The sequence below is a fragment of the Thermomicrobiales bacterium genome (assembly GCA_041390825.1).
Classification (GTDB): Bacteria; Chloroflexota; Chloroflexia; order Thermomicrobiales; family UBA6265; genus JAMLHN01.
In genome coordinates, this window is record JAWKPF010000008.1 from 108198 (window position 1) to 125389 (window position 17192).

The 17192-nt window shown below is 62.7% G+C and carries 13 protein-coding genes; 5 read left to right on the forward strand and 8 right to left on the reverse strand.

Features of this window, described 5'->3' with window-relative positions:
• Positions 1–659: 659 nt before the first annotated feature.
• Positions 660–815, forward strand: coding sequence for a hypothetical protein (locus tag R2855_04960; protein MEZ4530363.1), 156 nt, complete (start codon positions 660–662; stop codon positions 813–815).
• Between the two features lie 689 nt (positions 816–1504).
• On the opposite strand, the gene R2855_04965 is transcribed toward R2855_04960, so the two are convergent.
• From R2855_04965 to R2855_04995, 7 genes are all read right to left on the reverse strand, one after another.
• The gene (locus R2855_04965) at positions 1505–1984 is read right to left on the reverse strand and encodes a nucleotide-binding domain containing protein (GenBank protein MEZ4530364.1); all 480 of its coding nucleotides are present in this window, start codon (positions 1982–1984) and stop codon (positions 1505–1507) included.
• Between the two features lie 342 nt (positions 1985–2326).
• Positions 2327–2611, reverse strand: coding sequence for a four-carbon acid sugar kinase family protein (locus R2855_04970; GenBank protein ID MEZ4530365.1), 285 nt, complete (start codon positions 2609–2611; stop codon positions 2327–2329).
• A 245-nt stretch (positions 2612–2856) separates the two neighbouring features.
• The gene (locus R2855_04975; protein MEZ4530366.1) at positions 2857–3363 is read right to left on the reverse strand and encodes a 4-hydroxythreonine-4-phosphate dehydrogenase PdxA; all 507 of its coding nucleotides are present in this window, start codon (positions 3361–3363) and stop codon (positions 2857–2859) included.
• A gap of 16 nt (positions 3364–3379) precedes the next feature.
• A complete protein-coding gene (locus R2855_04980) occupies positions 3380–3832 on the reverse strand; it encodes a 4-hydroxythreonine-4-phosphate dehydrogenase PdxA (protein ID MEZ4530367.1) in 453 nt (150 codons plus the stop codon).
• A 426-nt stretch (positions 3833–4258) separates the two neighbouring features.
• Positions 4259–4435: a hypothetical protein gene (locus R2855_04985; GenBank protein MEZ4530368.1), complete on the reverse strand. Its 177-nt coding sequence runs from the start codon at positions 4433–4435 to the stop codon at positions 4259–4261.
• Positions 4436–5408: 973 nt separating this feature from the next.
• Positions 5409–5606: an NlpC/P60 family protein gene (locus tag R2855_04990; protein MEZ4530369.1), complete on the reverse strand. Its 198-nt coding sequence runs from the start codon at positions 5604–5606 to the stop codon at positions 5409–5411.
• Positions 5607–6187: 581 nt separating this feature from the next.
• Complete coding sequence (locus tag R2855_04995) at positions 6188–7942, reverse strand: hypothetical protein (GenBank protein ID MEZ4530370.1); 1755 nt, start codon at positions 7940–7942, stop codon at positions 6188–6190.
• A gap of 134 nt (positions 7943–8076) precedes the next feature.
• On the opposite strand from R2855_04995, the gene R2855_05000 reads away from it, so the two are divergent.
• On the forward strand, positions 8077–9150 hold the full coding sequence (locus R2855_05000; protein MEZ4530371.1) for a C45 family peptidase: 1074 nt from the start codon (positions 8077–8079) through the stop codon (positions 9148–9150).
• 133 nt (positions 9151–9283) lie between these two features.
• Complete coding sequence (locus tag R2855_05005) at positions 9284–10198, forward strand: SMP-30/gluconolactonase/LRE family protein (protein ID MEZ4530372.1); 915 nt, start codon at positions 9284–9286, stop codon at positions 10196–10198.
• 54 nt (positions 10199–10252) lie between these two features.
• Here the strand turns inward: R2855_05005 and R2855_05010 are convergent, their stop codons facing one another.
• Positions 10253–11626, reverse strand: a complete 1374-nt coding sequence (locus R2855_05010; GenBank protein ID MEZ4530373.1) for a serine hydrolase — start codon at positions 11624–11626, stop codon at positions 10253–10255.
• A gap of 256 nt (positions 11627–11882) precedes the next feature.
• Here R2855_05010 and R2855_05015 point away from each other — a divergent pair, with 256 nt between their 5' ends.
• A complete protein-coding gene (locus R2855_05015) occupies positions 11883–12776 on the forward strand; it encodes a transglycosylase SLT domain-containing protein (protein MEZ4530374.1) in 894 nt (297 codons plus the stop codon).
• A gap of 245 nt (positions 12777–13021) precedes the next feature.
• On the forward strand, positions 13022–17149 hold the full coding sequence (locus R2855_05020; GenBank protein MEZ4530375.1) for an SH3 domain-containing protein: 4128 nt from the start codon (positions 13022–13024) through the stop codon (positions 17147–17149).
• Positions 17150–17192: the final 43 nt, after the last annotated feature.

Below are 17192 nucleotides of genomic sequence, written 5' to 3' on the forward strand. Positions count from 1 at the left end.
TGCCCGGCAGCCCTTCGTGGTTTCCCAATCATCGCTCGATTGCAGGCGCGGAGGTTGTGGCGACGAGGCGCCATAGATGATCCAGGCCAGCCGATACAGGGTAATGATCCAGACGCGCGGTTGAACATCCAGAAGGAGACCGGCAGGCCCGAACGTGAACAACGTGATCCCATAGGCCGCGAGCGACTGGATCGAACCGAACCACCAGCCAATCAACACCAGCCAGGGGGAGCCGGATCAGCCACGAGCGTTAAGACGACTTTGTGATCTTCGCTGCCGTCATGGAAATCATCCACCTCCACGGCGGGAGCCGCAGCGTCATGATCGTGGCAGCCGGTCGAGATAATGATATGCCGATGGGGAGGATACATTCAGATCAGGCGCAGATATACCCGACCCTGGCCAAAAACCGAGCCACCAGCCGATCAACAGGAACCAGAGAGCATGACAAGAGATTCGGATTGTTCCGTTTGGTTTCATTCCTCGATGGGCTGGTCGATGGTGGTCCAATGCGGTCATGGCGTTCCTTTCTGACAGGTATTCGAGCGGGAAAAGTATAGTCGGGCGGCTGAACGTCTCGAGTTGGTCATAGAGGAGAACAGGTCATGTCCGATCCCCGCATTGCCCGTGGGCCGATGTGCTGACTGGTTACTGCGTCGATGTGCAACCGGGTCAAACTGTGGCAATCGGCGGTGGGAGTCGCAGCAGAACCGTTGCTGCGGGCGATCTACGCCAGTGTCGTCGAGCGCGGAGGATTGCCGGTGCTCATGCCGGAGTTCGGCGGTCTGGGCATTGCTGAGCCATGGCGACGATGAGCAGCTGCGTTCATCGCTCCCTGAAGACATTCATCAATACCGAAGCGGATTGCTCGATCCGCGTCATGGCGGAACAAACACCCGCAACGCCAGCGGGGTCGATCCGGCCCGTGCGGCACGGTTCACGAAGGCGCGCGCCGAACTCCGGCAAAGCTCTATGGCCCGGGCAGGAAAGCGGAGACTACACGTGGAGCCTGACGCTCTATCCAACCGACGCGTACGCGCAAGATGCAGAGATGAGCACCGATGATTACTTCGAGTTCATCATGGGAGCTTGCCGGTTGGACGAACCCGATCCGTGGCCGCCTGGGTGGCGATGCGCGGCAGTTTCAGGCAGGTATCGTCGATTGGTTGACACCCCGGCGGAGCTCGTCTGGTCGCGCCGGGGACCGACTTTCGATGTTCTATCGAGGCCGCAGATGGATCAACTCGGACCCGGAAAGCGCAACTTTCCGTCAGGTGAAGTCTTCACCGGCCCGGTCGAGGATTCAGCCGAGGGTGAGGTGCGTTTCTCGTTTCCGGTGGTGACGCAAGGGCGGCTTGAATCAGCGATATCCGGCTCAAGTTCGAAGCGGGTCAGGTGGTCGATACGAGCTATGCGAAGAACGAAGCTGCCTTAAATCGAGAGCGACGAAGGCGCCCGAGGCTGGGAGAGATTGCGGTGGGCCTGAACTTCGGGATCACCGCGTTCACCGGCACCAGATCTTGCTCGGCGAAAGATCGGTGGCACGGCGCACATGGCGCTTGGGGCGGGCTATCCGGAAACCGGGAGCACGAACCGCTCGGCCATTCACTGGGACATGATTTGCGACTTGCGCCAGATGGCCGAATCGAAGTCGATGGCGAACCGCTGCTGGTCGACGGTCAGTTTGTCCTCTGGTGAGAAACCGCACTGCGTCGACCATTGCGCGCTCATCGCCGAAACTGCCAGCCTTGGTCGTACGATAGGGGAGCCCGGCGCGTTTGCCGCCCGAAAGCGTGCCCCAGGGAATAGCCGGGAGCACTTCGCCCCCAGGCAGATGGCGCTCTGCTTCCAGGCGCGCGCAAACGGCGCCTGCCACGTCGCCACCGGTGAGCACCATGGCATCGTAGCGGTCGAGCACGCGGGGGATCTCTGTTGCAAGAGCGGCAAGCGCCCTGGGCGATTTCGTCGCCTGGGAGCGAGGAATTGAGCGTGTCGGAGGTGGTCAGGGTAAACGACCGACCCTCGTCGAATGCGCGGCGCATTCGCTCGATCATTCGCTCGGTAACTGCCGGGTCGAGGTGGCCGAGCTCGAAGCTGAGCCGCAATGTTTCCACGGACGCTTCCAACGCCGCCACCTGCGCGGCTGAGGTGGCATGCCGGCTGCCGGCAACGGTGAACACGTTCCGAGCAAAAGTGCCCAATCCATCACGTGCAGTCTTGCCATCGTGCTTGGCAGGCTCCGCCGCGATCTGCTTGGAGAACCCTGCCGAACCTGCCAGCAGATGGGTTTGGTTGCCGACCACGGTTTCGGCCAGGGATGGACAGGTCACTGTTCGATTCCGCGTCGATCACGACGATTGGCCGCACCACATGGTCGATGGCGGCGCGCAAGGATCGGTTCCGCCCGCACCGTTTCGAGACCGATCGAGCGGCCGAGATCACCCGGAAGCCCCAGGAGCTCGACGACGGAGGCGCCGAAGCATCGCCCCACGCCGAGGGGCGATTCGGTGAGCAGCACATCGTTGACATACACATTGCCATCGACGGTCATGCGCGCCTGATCTGGCAGCGCCGGCGCAATGATGACGGCCCGGCGTCCGGTCTGCCGCATGAGAATGGCATCTGCGGACCAGGGTGGCCGCGGAAGACCGAGTCCACCTTGGCATACCAGACCGTGTGATCGTCGGTTTCCGGAAGCAATGCCATCGACTGCTTGAAAAGCGCTGATACGGTCCGCCGAGGCGTCCTGGTCTCATTGGAGAGCGATGACCTCTGCGTCCGGCGGGGTGGCACGTAACGGAACCGCCGTGGCGAATCCGGCAGCGGCAAATGGCGCGCCTGCATCGGCGGCGCCGGTCAAATCGTCGGCAACGACGATCGCCCGTGGTGGAGTCGATGCGCCGCTCGCGTTCCTCGCTCGGACCATCTGGACCGCGACGTCGATTGCGGCCAGCATGCTCTCTTCCCGGGCAATCCCCGCCCGGCGATGTCGAATGCGGTGCCATGATCGACCGAGGTGCGGATCACCGGCAAACCAAGACTGACGTTGACGCCCGAATCGAACGCCAGCAATTTCATGGGAATGCCCCTGATCGCACAGCATCGCCACACGATGAGGATGTCGTACGCCCCTGGCTCGTGCAGGAAGACCAACCGGGGCCAACGATCCGAAACGTCCATACCGCGCGCGCGCATCTCGTTGATGGCCGGTTCGATAGCGGTTGCTTCTTCGTTTCCGAAGAGACCGCCTTCGCTGGCGTGGGGATTGAGTCCGGCGACCGCGATGCGAGGCTGCGCGACGCCAAGCGCGCGGCAGGCATCGTAGGCGATCTGGATCACGTCCATGACGCGCTGTTTGGTCACGCGCGCGATCGCGCCGTCAAAGCGCGACATGGGTGGAGACATGCACCACTCGGAGGTTGGGACCGATGAGCAGCATTGACCTTTCCCGCGCGGGTGCGTCGGTTAGCAGTTCGGTGTGCCCGGCGATGCGAAAGCCCGCGGCAAACATGGCGGCCTTGTTCAGCGGGGCGGTGACGATGGCGTCGACCTCGCCGGCCATTGCCATGTCGCAAGCGCAAAGATACTCCACCGCTGCTTTGCCGCTGGCGGGCGAATGACTCCCCAGGGACAATCGGCTGGATTGGCTGTTCAGGTCGATGAGGGTTGCTGTGCCCGGCTGGAAGACTGCGGTTGCGGGTCCTCCAGCGTCGTCGATGTGGAGCGGGTCGATGTTCAGCTCGATCATCGCGCGGTCGAGAATGCGACGGTCACCGATGACGAGCGGGTTGCATTGCCCGTATACGGCTGGATGCGCCAATGCCTTCAGCACGACCTCGGGTCCAATACCTGAAGGGAAGCCTGCCCATTGTGATCAGCCAGACTGGTTTTTGCGCGTCCATTTCCCGCCTTCCTCGTGTGGACGGCATCGTACCGCGAACCGAAGTTCAGAGTCCGGAGCCCGGTCCTGAAATGATGCGAGCCTTGTCAGCCAGTCCCGGTGCGACGTTGCACCACGCTGGGGAGCCGACCGCACCGCGGCGGCCATCGTGACGCAACGCACCGAACCGCCGGATGCCTCGATGAAATACTGGACCTGCAGATTGACGATCGAGCCGTGGTTGTCCCCCGCCAGGCGAAAGTCGGTGCGGGAGCCCGTACGTGTCCGGCTTGCCGAGCGCATAGGCGTAGCCGATTTCCGCGGCTGTGCCGGAGTCGACGTCGACGCCATCGAGGATCGCGACCATGTGCCACCAGCTCAGTGGATCGATTCGTTCGCGCGGCCGAGCTCGGTGTTGATTTCAGCCAGCGCCGCGAACGCCTGGGCTCGGCTGTCGACTCCGGCGATCTGCGCGAATTCGTCAATGAAGCGCACGTCGTCCTGTGGGCTCATGATTCGAAGAGTGTGGCCGAGCCGCTCGACCAGGTCCGCCATGAAGTGCCGGGTCGAATCGGCGAAACCAAGTGGCGAAGCGAGATAGATGCTTACCATTGCAGGACTCGCGCTTCACGCCCAACACGGTTTCGTGTTGCGGCAGGGCTTCGACGATGTGCTCGTCCCAGTACTCCCAGGTGTGGCCGCCGGTGGCTGCTGGCATAGAGATGCGCGATCCCAAGATCGTCCAGCAATCGATGAAAGTCACGGTTGCTCTCGATCAGCTCGTCGTCAGACTCCGACCGAACGAGATCACTGGCAGATCGGTGCGGCCCGCGAGCTTCGGGGCGAGATCGGGGCAGACCGCGTCCTCGATCTGGGCCAGATTGAGCGCGTAGCACGATATCGCCGATCACGATGCCGACGAATGCGCCCAGATGGAGGCGAACTTGTCCGGGTGCCGCAATCCGAGACGCATGGCGCCGTAGCCGCCCATCGAGAGTCCAGCCTGATGCCCCATTTCCGGTCATCGACATGGAAGTCCTTGATGCAATTTCAACGGCGAGATCTTCCGATCGCTGCTTCGAATAGCTGGCGGTTGAGGCGTTCGGCAAGGTTTGAGTTGGCCAATCGAGATGGTGCGTCGGAGGTTCCCCGTCGGGAGCAGAAATGACGATCAGCTGCAGATTCGCGAACGTGGTGGACCATCTTAGACTTGTGTATCCATTGTTGTGATCGTCGAAGAGTCCATGGAGCTGTAGCAGCACCCGGAAATGGGCCAGTCCTGTATCCGGCAAGATGGCGTCATACGTGGTGCGCCGGCCCAGCGCATGACTGTAGAACTGAACCGTCGCAACTCCCCATGGTGTCCGCCCTTCCCTGCGCGTCGCCAATGCATCGTGGGCGTTACGGTAACGGTGGCTTGCGTCGGATGTCCAGTGGGGATCGGGTTCAGGATCTGTGTTCGGGAGACGAAACCGGGGAAAAGCGCTCTCCCGGTTCTCTCTGGCGACTGACGACTGATGACTGCCGACTACGTGAGCCGTCTCGCGCCGAGATAGCGTGTCGAGTAGTAGTTCGAGCTGAGCGAGCTGATGCGGACTCCGGTGTTTTCGTTCTCGGCGTGGATGAACTGGTCGTTGCCGATGTACATGCCGACGTGCGAGAGCCCGACGGTGTAGGTGTTCTGGAAGAAGACCAGATCGCCCGGTTGCAGGTTGCCGTACTGGATCGGCGTGCCGGTGCCCTATTGGGTCCAGGTGCCGGCGCCGATATCGCCGAGCACGTTGATCACGACCCAGTAGGTGAAGCCAGAGCAGTCGAAGCTGTTCGGACCGTGGCAATGCCCAGACATAGGGATAGCCGAGATAGCGCATGGCGAAATCGACCAGCGATTGCCCGGTCGCCGAGCCCAATCCATTGCCCGCGCCCGCGCCGCTCTGGTGCTGCCGCCAGCGCTGCTGTATGGGCCGGTAGTGGAAAGGGCTGCTGCGGTGGTAGCTCTGATAATCCCCGCGCATGTAGCCGGAAACGCCGCCCCACTGGTCCGGATAGAACCCGCTGGACCGGAGAACCGGTTACACGCACCAGTGCCGACCGCTGCCACCCCGAGCACAGTGGTGAGCAGCTGGCGTCGCTGCGGGAAACCAGCGTCGCTTTGACACGCGCGTTGCTGCCAGCGCCGAGATTGGTGCCACCAACACCGGAGAATTGCCGCCCGTGTTCCCTCCGGTTCCGCCGCCGGACGAATTTCGGCTCAGATAGTCACCATAGATGAATCCATTGCGGCCACCATAGGTAATGGCAATCCAGCTACCGGAGCTTCCAAGGTGCAGGGTAACGGTTGTGCCCTCGCTGAGTACGGCAACAACCGCGCCATCGTATCCGGCGCTGGCGCGGAATCGACTCCATCGCTGGTTCCGGACACTGTGGCGACACCGGTGGCCGTCCCAGTCCGCCGGTGGCTTCCGCCATTGGTTCCGCCGGTGTTGGAGACGTTGCCAAGGAAAGCCAGGCGATTGCCGGCGCGTCCTGCGCAGGTGACCGGCTGCCAAACCCCGACTGCCGATCCGCGTGAAGCAACGGACGTTCCTCGGCCAGGACCGTGATGATCGAAGCGGTCAGGCTGGCCCCAGACCGGCAGCGAACGCCGTCGCCATCGGTGTTCTGCACGACGCCGGTGGCGCCGGTCAGCGCTGCTGATGGCTCGACTGGCTGTTCGTCAACTGCCTTCTCGCCGGAGGCCTGCAGGAATCGCGACGCCACGAACCCGGCCTGCGTTCCACAGACCACCGGAGTCCATCCGTTGCTATCCGCGCCCGTGGCCGAAACCTGGGCGCCCAACGGAAGCACGATCAGCACGGGGCTTTCCAGCGACCCGCTGCGGCATCGCAGCCCTCCGCCGCCTGTGTTGTAGACCACGGCAGTGCTCACAATGGACGCCGAAACGACCTCGGAAATCGACTGCTGGACGACCGGCGAATCGACCACTTCCGGAATCGTCTGGCCCACTTCGACCGTGGGAGTCTCCTCGACCACCGTGGCCGTGATTTCGATCGTGGCGGTTTCTGTCACGATGACTTCGGTGGCGGTCTCCTCCGGAATGATTTCGGTGTCGACTGGAGCCGGAGTCTCGGTTTCCGTCACCTCCGCGGTCGGGGTTTCTTCGATGACGACGTCAGTTACCGTCGGCTCGGCGATCTCCGTAGACGTTTCCTCAGGGAGGACAATCGTCTCGGTTGCTTCGGGAATCTCGGTGGCTTCGACAGTTTCGATGACCGTGGCGGTCTCGATCACCTCGGTGGCTTCCTCGGTTTCGACGACCGTGGCCGTCTCGATCACCTCGGTTGCCACTTCGGTCGGTTCGGGAGCCGGGAGATTGCTGGGATCGAAAACGAGGCTGGACGGCAGGTAGCCGAGCTGGCCAGCGCAAATCACTGGCTGCCAGCCGTCGAGCGCTTCACCGGACTTGTCCACCAGACTGCCGCTGCTATAGGTGAAGAGCCAGGCGGCCTCCCAGTCTGGCGCGGCGAGACAGCCGATGTCGGCGCCGTCTGTGCTGATGACCACGCCATTTCCGGTCACGACTGGAGGCGCGGGAGCTGGCTCGACTTCGGGTGTGGTGACTTCTTCGGCGACTCCCCACGCAAGATCGGCCTCGGCGATGTATCCCGTCAGGCCGCTGACCTCGATCTGATACCAGAGGAGGCCGTCAGTTCCGGCCAGCGGGCCGGCAATGATCGTGGGGGAGATGCCGTTGTCGACCTGCACCATTTCGGCCGCCAACGGGTCGGGCGCGGTCCTGATCGACGCATAGGGCGCAGATAGGCTGGAAACCACAGCTGGCGCGCCAGGATAGAGATCGGACGCCGCACGCGCTTCCAGAGAAGGCAACGCGAGGGTGGCGATCAACAGCGCTGCAATAACGTATCGAACAGTCCGACCGACTTCCGTGGGCACCGGCATCTCTCCGAGCGCGAACGCTCCGATTTCGGCGATTCGGTCGGGAATACCCAAGCGCGCGCGGTCGGGGAGCGCGTAGTGGGCCTGCGCCGTAGGTTGTAGCAACGATGGCATGAGCTCGAGGCCTGCCATCTTCTAGACTACGAAGCGGCGTGCTGGCAGTCGAGGAGAATACGTAGCCCGATAGTCCTAGATCGGCCGAGAAAACGGGTGATAGACGAAACCAGGCGGGAGCATCGATGTCGATGGAAACGGTGAAACAATCGCTGGACATGCTTTGGTGCAGCGGTGGCCCGACTGAACGCGGCCAGCAGCATGGAGAAGCGTTGCGCCCTTTGATCGATGAAGGGGTTGGCCGCTGGCTGGACGTGCTGGCGTCCACTCATGGCATCGATCCGGATGAATACATCGTCGAGTTCCTGCGCAATACCTCCTATCGCGCATCGATCGAGCGATGGGCGCCGGAACTGTTGCTGGAGGTGCATGGGATTGCCGCCGGATCGGGTCAATCGGTCGACCGCCTGCTCGTCTATTCGATGCTGGACGAGGAGTGGCACTACTCCAAGACCCGGAGCTCTGCCGAGGCCCCCGGGTGCACCGCGGTCGGTGTGCGCGCTGGGAATGGCCGCCCGACGCTCATCGGTCAGACCATGGATATTCCATCGGTGCACGACGGCACCCAGGTGGTCGTCATCCACGAAGAACAAGGTGCGCCCACCCAGGCAGTGTTCACCGGCGCCGGTATGATCGGGTTGATGGGTGTCAACTCCGCCGGGGTTGGCCTCTGCGTCAACAACCTGGAGATGTTGCCGGCCGCGCGCTTCGGCATGCCGGTGACCTTTCTCGAACGCAAGCTCCTGGACACGTTCTCGGCGGAAGAGGCGAGTTACGCCTTGCAGGCCATGCAGCACACAATTGGACAGCACTACCTGATCGGCGACCCAACGGAGTTGCTTTCCTTCGAGGCCGACGCGGATCGAACCGTCCGGGGCGCAGTCGATCTGCGCGTTGTCCCCCATGCGAATCACCCGCTCTACGAACACTCCGATGGGCCGGACGGAGAGACGTTTGCCATAGGCCCAAACACACTCTCCCGGCAAGCGTGCATGGCCACGCTCACCGAAACGGCCAGCACGATCGATGAGATCGAATCGGCGCTTGCCGACACGACCGCGCCGATCAGCCGTGAGCCAAAGAACGGGTTCATGACCTTCGGCGCCATGGCAGCCGAGCTCTCATCGCCGCCAGTGGTGCGATTCGCGGCGGGGCCGCCGCATCTGTGGCCGTTTGTCGAGGTGTCGTTCGAGCGTTGAGTCACGTGCCGCGTGGTTCGATGCCGCGGGACGTGACACGGGAAGCGCGAATGCGAGACGTCATTGCGCGACAATGACCTCAGCAATCGGGATGTATTCGGGCGGCGGGGATCCGCCGGGAGGATCGAGAACTATGGCGCAAGCGGAATTCGAGTTTCTGGACGACCGATTTGGCAACTGCGTCAACACCAATGCGACGGTCGAAAAACTCTTCACCGGTTGCCGCTGGGCGGAAGGGCCGGCCTATTTCCCGGCTGGCCGCTATCTCGTTTGGAGCGATATTCCGAACGACCGGATGCTGCGCTTCGATGAAACGGACAACTCGGTCAGTGTCTTTCGGCATCCGGCTGGCTACACCAACGGGCACACCATCGACCGTCAGGGGCGGCTCGTCTCGTGCGAGCATGGCGGCCGGCGTGTGTCACGCACCGAGTTCGATGGTTCGGTCACCACGATCGCGGGCTCTTTCGATGGAAAACGGCTGAACAGCCCGAACGATGTGGTGGTCAAATCGGACGGATCGATCTGGTTCACCGATCCGACCTATGGCATCGACTCCGACCTCGAAGGTTTCCAGGCGGAAAGCGAGGTCGGCGACTGTCACGTCTATCGCGTCGATGGCGAAACGGGAGCGATCACGATTGCCACCGATGCGCTCGTGCGGCCGAACGGACTCGCCTTTTCGCCGGACGAGCAGTTCCTCTATGTCTCCGACACCGGCGCGTCCCATGTGAAGGGGCATCCGGCGCAGATTCGCGTTTTCGAAGTCGAGGACGGCAAGACGTTGCGGGGCGGCGGGGAGTTTGCAACCTGCACAAACGGGTTTTTCGATGGTTTCCGGCTCGATACTGCTGGCCGAATCTGGACGAGCGCCGGTGACGGAGTGCACGTCTACGATCCGGATGGCACGCTACTCGGCAAGGTTCTCGTGCCCGAAGTGGTGGCCAACGTCGAGTTCGGCGGCCTAAAGCGCAATCGCCTCTTTATCTGCGGGACCACGTCGCTCTATTCGCTCATGGTGCCGGTCAACGGGGTCAAGAAGGTCTAGACGAGACATTGTGCGGAGTCCTGAGACCGGAGGTTTCGCCCTGGACTCAGGACCTTATTCCTCGACGGCCAACGCTTGCGCGGCCTCGACGATCAGGTCGCGCAGGCCAAATCCGTTGATTTCCCAGTTCGGGTCGGTGATGACCGCGGCAATCGCGAACCATCGCCCATCCGAGGCGCGCTGCAGCAGGAAGTTCTCCGACATCACGCCGGTTTCGTAGCCACCCTTGTAGCCAACGTAGCTCCAGACCGCGGGGTCGAACACGATCTCCGGCTTGAGCGAGAGCGCGTTCAGCACGGTTTCCATACCGGGTTGCGACCCTTTTTCCTGAAGATAGGCGAGAGCGCGGCAAAGGTCTCCCGAGGAGGCAAACCACTCGACATCGTAGGCCCAGCGCGAACCTGGCCAGAGCTCGGTCTCTTCGATCGTGTCGGCAACCGGATCGGCCGTTTCCCGCAGGAAGTCCAGCTTCTCCGCGTCGTCCAGGGCCAGATAGTCTTCGATCTGATCGTCGGTGAAACGCATGCGCAGCGCGAACCACTCGCGGGTCAGCATGAGCGGCACGTTCACGGATGGGTCCGCCTGTCCCATCTCGGCAAAGGCTGACTGGACCGCTTCCCGGCCGAGTCGCCCGATGAGGTGGTCGGTGGCGGTGTTGTCGGATTTCGAAATCATCTGCTCGGCGAAGTGGGCGACGGAATACTCGGAACCAACCGGCAGATAGCGCATTTCACCGTTCGGCTGACTGATGAATTGCGGATCGATCGGCAACAGCTCATCCCAAGAGGCCGTTCCCGCTTCCACCTGGCGCGCTGCCTCCCCGAGCACATACAGCTTGAACGACGATGCGATCGGGAGCACGAGATCAGGGTCGACCCGGGCGATGGGCAGGCACTCTCCTCCGTCGACCTCGGCAATGGTCACGCTCACGTTCGGGGCGATGGCAGCGAAATCGTCCTTCAGGTCACTCCAGCCCCGTGGAACACTCGCGGTCGCGGGGGGAACATAGACCGGCTCGAACCACATCAGGTCGATCTTGTGGGACGGATCGGGCGTGACCGTCAATTCGACCCGCCAGTAGCCGGAGGGCACCTGGACGATCACATTTGTACGCAGGTCAGTGGCCCCACCCTCGTAGCGCACGACGGTCATCGGTCCGGCCGGAGCGATGTACTGCCCGAAGTACCAAACCAATTCGGACGGTTTGATCACGTCGAGATAGGCATCGGAGAAGTGGTCAGGAATATCGGCCTCGGTCAGATCCCCGGCGCCGGAGTTCACCTGATCCAGCGCCCAGATGAGCTGACGGCCGGCCGGAGAGTCGGGGATAGCCAGCTCGGCCGACGCATGATCAGGTGGCGCCAGCAGCCCGATCGAGCAGATGGTCGCGATCAAGAGAGCGATGAGTGGGATTCGGGCGCGTGTCATGAACAACCGGGACGAAAATCGAGATTCCGGAACGAATCGTCACACATGCTGCTACGCCTGAGCAACCAGCCTGGTTTCCCGGACATGCGCGAAATGCGGAATCCGCCATTTCGCTGAGCAAAACCGGGGAAGACACTGGGAATCCGTCGACTTTATCGATCCGTAGACCCCAATGACCAGTGTTTTCGGGAGGCCGTCTGGTCCGGCCTCGAGATCCCGCGGAGGTTGCATGGCTGGCAACGAGGGAAGAACAGCAGTGACCGCGGCCCACAGGGTTGCAGGTCCTATGGAATGGGGGAAGGCGCGCCGACTGGCTGCGGCGCTTCTTGTTGCGTTCTCGATGATGACTGCGGCAAGCGTCGTGTTTGCAGGCACGACCGCCGCTCAAACGGAATCTGATGCGGTCTTGCAGTGGCTGCCTGAGATTCAATCGGCGGCGGCGGCAACGGGCGTTCCGGCTGAGGTGATTGCCGCAGTGATCCGCGTCGAGTCCGGCGGCGATCCGAATGCGGTCTCGGTGGCGGGCGCGATCGGGTTGATGCAGGTCATGCCGGCCGAGTTTCAGAGCCAGGGCATATCGGAAGATCTCTGGTTCGACCCGGCGACGAACGTCATGGCCGGTTCGACCGAGATCGGGAAGTTCCTGGCCGCGACCGGGTCGATCGAACAGGCATTGGCAAGCTACTTCGGAAGCGGGTGCGATGCGGTCGGTACCTGCACCGATGGATACATCAGCACCGTCATGAGCTATGCCGCGGCCTATGCCACCGCCATTGCCAACGGCACCGCGGTCGACCTGTCGGGGGTATCGGTTTCCACCGGAAACGGCACGACGACGGAGGGCGGCTCCACCGACACCGGGTCGTGGACGACCGACGACAGCTACACCGACGATGGTTGGACCGATGATGGTTCCTGGCAAGGCGCGCCACCTCCCGCTGGCGACGGTTCGTGGCAGGGCGGTCCGGGGGGCGACCCGAACTGGGATGACCCCAACGGCGACGGTGATGCGACGGGAGACGACGGCGCCGATACCGGGGACGAATCCAGCGGCGACGGGACCGAATCCGAGACTGATGGCGACGACACTGGAACCGATACGGGCACGGACGACGGAACCGGCATCGACGAGGGCGAAGCGGTCGGCTGATCGCGTCGCGCCATCTGATCGCCCCGGGCGGTGCAACTGCGCTGCCCGGGGTTGCTTTTTGCCCGCTTCGTTCCATTGTTTGCGTTGCTTCGGTGGGATACCATGACCATGTGGGAAAGTGTGCATGAGGGTCACAACCCGTTGTCGGTAAGCCGCACAGTGACTCCTGGCTTCCCCAACCGCATCGCCGGTCTCCTGTACCGGTGCTGTGGCGTGACTTGCAACTGCAACCGGGATAGGGAACGATGGGCGCTCGCTTTCACCGTTTTGGTTTGGCAACGGCGGTTGCCATCGTCTTTTCGCTGCTTGCCGCGCTGATCCCATATCAGCCACCGGCCGCCGTGGCGCAGACCGGGATTCTTCCCGATCTCTTCACACTCGAACCGGGAAACATCCATCTCACTCGTGAGCGGTTGGATGACGGCCAGCTTCACTACTTGCTGCGATTCGACAACACCGTTGGCAATCTGGGCGGACCATTCGAGATCACGGCCGAGATCGGCTACGGCAGCCCGATCTACCAGAATCTCTACAACAAGCTCTCCGGAGGGTCGATCGTCCGTAGCCAGCGCATTGCCACCGATATCGTCTACCACCCGACGCACAACCATTTTCACCTGGGTGACTTCGGGCGCTATGACCTGCTGAAGAAGAGTCCCACGACGGGACGGTATCAGCAGACCGAGTTCCGCGGCACCAAGACCAGCTTTTGCATTATCGACCTGTTGCGCGTAGCCGATAGCGCTCCGGTCAATGGTGGCTACCAATACTGCGATGACACCGTGCAGGGGCTTTCGCACGGATGGGCCGACATCTACGACTGGCAGCTGCCGGAGCAATGGATCGATCTCGGCTCCGGGATGCTGCCGGATGGCGAATATGCCATCCAGTCGACAACCGATCCCATGAACAAGTTGCTGGAATCCGACCGCAGCAACAATGTCGGTATCCATTACTTCACCGTTTCCAATGGGCAGATCGTTGGTGGCGACGAGCAGACCGACTGTTTCGCAACACCCAGCGCAGCCCAGGTCGGGACAACTGTTTCGATTAGTTGCAACCGTCTGAACCCCGGCGATGTGGTCGATTTCCGCATGGATGCGAACACCGGTCCGATCATCGGCACCGCCACGGTGAGCGAAGACACGAAGGCGTTGCTCCAGCTGACGGTGCCAAATGCTCCCCAGGGGCAACATCACATCTTCGCCAACCCGCGGGGTAGCGGAGCCGTGCATTCCACCGTCATCAATATCCAGCCGAATCTGATCCTGGGCGGTAGTTCGGGAGCGGTGGGAACAGTGGTTCCGTTCAACCTGACCGGATTCGGAAGCTCGGAAGCGGTTTCGATCCGTGTCAACAATGTCGAAGTGACCCAGGTGGCCGTGCAGCCGCAGGGCGATGCTGCGGGCTCGTTTGTTATGCCTGGGGCGAAATACGGCAACAACACGATTTCCGCGGTTGGCGTCAAGACGGGCAATAGCTCGACCAAGCAATTCTCGGTGTCTCCCACACTGGTGCTGGGGAACAATTGGGTCGCGGCCGGCGGGTCCTTGTCGAACACGCTGAGCGGATTTGGCGCTTCGGAAAATGTCACGCTTGTGCTCGCTGGCGGGGTTAGCCCAACCGAAGGGAGCCCAGTCGCTGCCGCGGACACCACCCTGGCGACGGTCCAGGTCGCAGCCAATGGCGGATCGACCGGCAACGTCACGATCCCTGGCGGAATCGCGCCGGGCACCTACTCGATCACGGCCACGGGTCAGACGAGCGGCGCCACCTCCACGAGCCCGATTCAGGTGATTGCTGCTGACGCGGAAACGCCGACCGCCACCAATACCCCGACGATCACCACCACGCCGACGACCACACCAACGCGCACCGCCACCCGCACGGCGACGCCGTCCCGAACGCCCACACGCACGGCGACGCCTCCGAACACCGTGATCGGAATCGGCAGCATCGTGCAGAACACCACGGCCACCAATGTGCGCACTGGACCGTGCACGAGCTATGGCGTGATTTACACCGCCCCGGCGGGAACGCGGTTCTCCGTGCTTTCGCTCGGTCAGGTTTGCGACAACTACACGTTCATTCGCGTCCGCCAAACCTCCGGCGGCGCGAACAACGGCACTATCGGGTATCTGGCTGCGCAGAATGTGAGCCTGATTGCCACCGCTACCCCGACCCGCACGCCAACGCCGATTGGGCCGTCGTCAACGTCGACCGCGACACGCACACCCTCGATCACGCTCACCCCGTCGATCACGCTCACCCCGTCGATCACGCTCTCCCCGAGCTTGACAGCGACTCAGGGATCGCAAACAGCGACCCCGCTCGGCGGATGGAGCGCGGGCGATCTCGCGCAGACCACGGCATCCGTGAACTTCCGCTCCGGGCCAGGCACCAACTTCACCGTGATCACCGTGCTCCGGTCAGGGACAGCCCTGCTGGTCACCGGTCCCGCACAGATGGGCACGGGAGGCCTCTTTGCACCTGTTCGCTATAGCGGCCAGGACGGCTGGCTGGCGGCTGCCTATCTGACCAAGACCGGAACTGCAACACCGACTGCAACCGGCACGGCCACGCGCACGCCGTCGGTTTCGGTCACGCCGAGCCAGTCGCCGACCGCTTCCAGCACGGCTTCGATCACCAATACGCCATCATCCACCGCGACCGCTACGGCTTCCAGCACGGCAAGCGCAACCTCGAATGCCACTCACACCGCAACGGCGAGTCGCACCGCGACCACTTCGCCAACACCGCCGGGCGGGTTCGGCATGGGCGACATCGTGGAAGTGCAGGCTTCGCTCAATCTCCGTTCTGGACCGGGAACTGGCTTTAGCCCGGTTACCGTGCTCTCGTCCGGCAGCCAGTTGCTGGTTACCGGATCTGGCGTTTCATCCGGTGGCCGCATCTGGATTCCGGTGACGTTCCAGGGGCAATCTGGCTGGGTCGCGTCGGAGTATGTCGTCAAGGTTGGTGTCGCAACGGCGACCCGCACCTCTTCGGCGACTGTTGTCAACTCGCCCACGCGAACGCCTTCGGTCACGCGCACCCGCACCGTGACAGTCACGCCAATTGGCGGTATTGGAAACCGCGATATCGTCCAGGTGACCGAGGCGGTCAACCTGCGCGACAACCCGGGCCTTTCGGGCAACGTGCTGACGGTGCTCCAGGCTGGCGATCAGTTGCTGGTCACGGGGTCGGGAGTCTCGGCCGATGGATACGTCTGGATCCCGGTGCAGATGGGGGCGACCAATGGCTGGGTGGTGACCGAATTCGTCACCAAGATCGGGGTCGCCACCCAGGTCGCGACAGCAACGCGCACCGCGACCTCGACGCCTTCGAGCACCGTTGCCGGCGGAGCGACCTTCACACCGGGTCCTGGCGGCTTCCTACCGGGAGATGTGGCGCATACCCGGGTGCGGGTGAACCTGCGAACCGCTCCGGGCACCTCGGCGACGGTTGTGATGGTCCTCACCGCAAACACCCAGCTCACCGTGACCGGCTACGGACAACCGGCGAATGGCTACTTCTGGCTTCCGGTCGAAACCCTGGGCGGCATGAGCGGTTGGATTGCCGACAGCTTCATCACCACGGGGGTAACTCCGGCGGTGGAGAACACAGCAACCTCGATTCCGACTGAGGGTCCGGCTGAGATTCCGTCGGCGACAACGGTTCCGAGCGAAACCGCAACGACCGAGACCATCATCGAGAATCCGCGCTACGACGATGCCGTGCTCCGCTGGCTGCCAGAAATCCAGTCGGCGGCCGCGAACAGCGGTCTGAGCCCGGCGCAGGTTGCCGCGCTGGTCGCGCTCATGTCGGGCGGCGAACCGGCTCTCGTGTCGCCGCTGGGAGAAATCGGTCTGACACAGGTCAAGCCGGAAGAGTTTGCGGCCTGGGGTATCGGCGAAGGACTCTGGTACGACCCGGCGACGAATATCTCGACCGGAAGCGCGATTCTTTCCGGAATGATTGCCAGCGCGGGTTCGGTGGATGGCGGGTTGGCCGTCTGGTTCGGCGAGGGCTGCGATGATGGCGGTCTCTGCACAGCCGATTATATCCAGTCGTTCTTCACACTGGCGGCGACATACGACGGCATCCTGGCAGATCCAGCGGCTGCGGGCTATGTGCTCCTGCCGGCTGATTGGACTCCGGTCATCGGCGCTCCATGGGTTGGAGCGGCGCCGTACCGCTTCGACCCGGTTCCGCCGACCGAAGTTCCCACAATCGAGATCGTGCCGACGGAGGAACCGACGATCGAGATCCCGCCGACCGAAGAACCAACGATCGAGGCGCCGACCGAGGAGATTCCTACGGAAGAGATCCCGATCGAGGAGCAGACAGTGGAAGAGGCGACTGTCGAAGCCTGAGTCGGGATACTCCTGACCTGAGCAGATTTCCAGATCCAGGAGG

What these genes read in the sequence shown, in the direction of transcription:
- R2855_04960 (MEZ4530363.1), top strand. Translation starts at nt 660, where the DNA reads ATGTGCAACCGGGTCAAACTGTGGCAATCGGCGGTGGGAGTCGCAGCA.
- R2855_04970 (MEZ4530365.1), bottom strand. Translation starts at nt 2,611, where the DNA reads ATGCGGCAGACCGGACGCCGGGCCGTCATCATTGCGCCGGCGCTGCCA.
- R2855_04985 (MEZ4530368.1), bottom strand. Translation starts at nt 4,435, where the DNA reads ATGGCGGACCTGGTCGAGCGGCTCGGCCACACTCTTCGAATCATGAGC.
- R2855_05000 (MEZ4530371.1), top strand. Translation starts at nt 8,077, where the DNA reads ATGTCGATGGAAACGGTGAAACAATCGCTGGACATGCTTTGGTGCAGC.
- R2855_05005 (MEZ4530372.1), top strand. Translation starts at nt 9,284, where the DNA reads ATGGCGCAAGCGGAATTCGAGTTTCTGGACGACCGATTTGGCAACTGC.
- R2855_05010 (MEZ4530373.1), bottom strand. Translation starts at nt 11,626, where the DNA reads ATGACACGCGCCCGAATCCCACTCATCGCTCTCTTGATCGCGACCATC.
- R2855_05020 (MEZ4530375.1), top strand. Translation starts at nt 13,022, where the DNA reads ATGGGCGCTCGCTTTCACCGTTTTGGTTTGGCAACGGCGGTTGCCATC.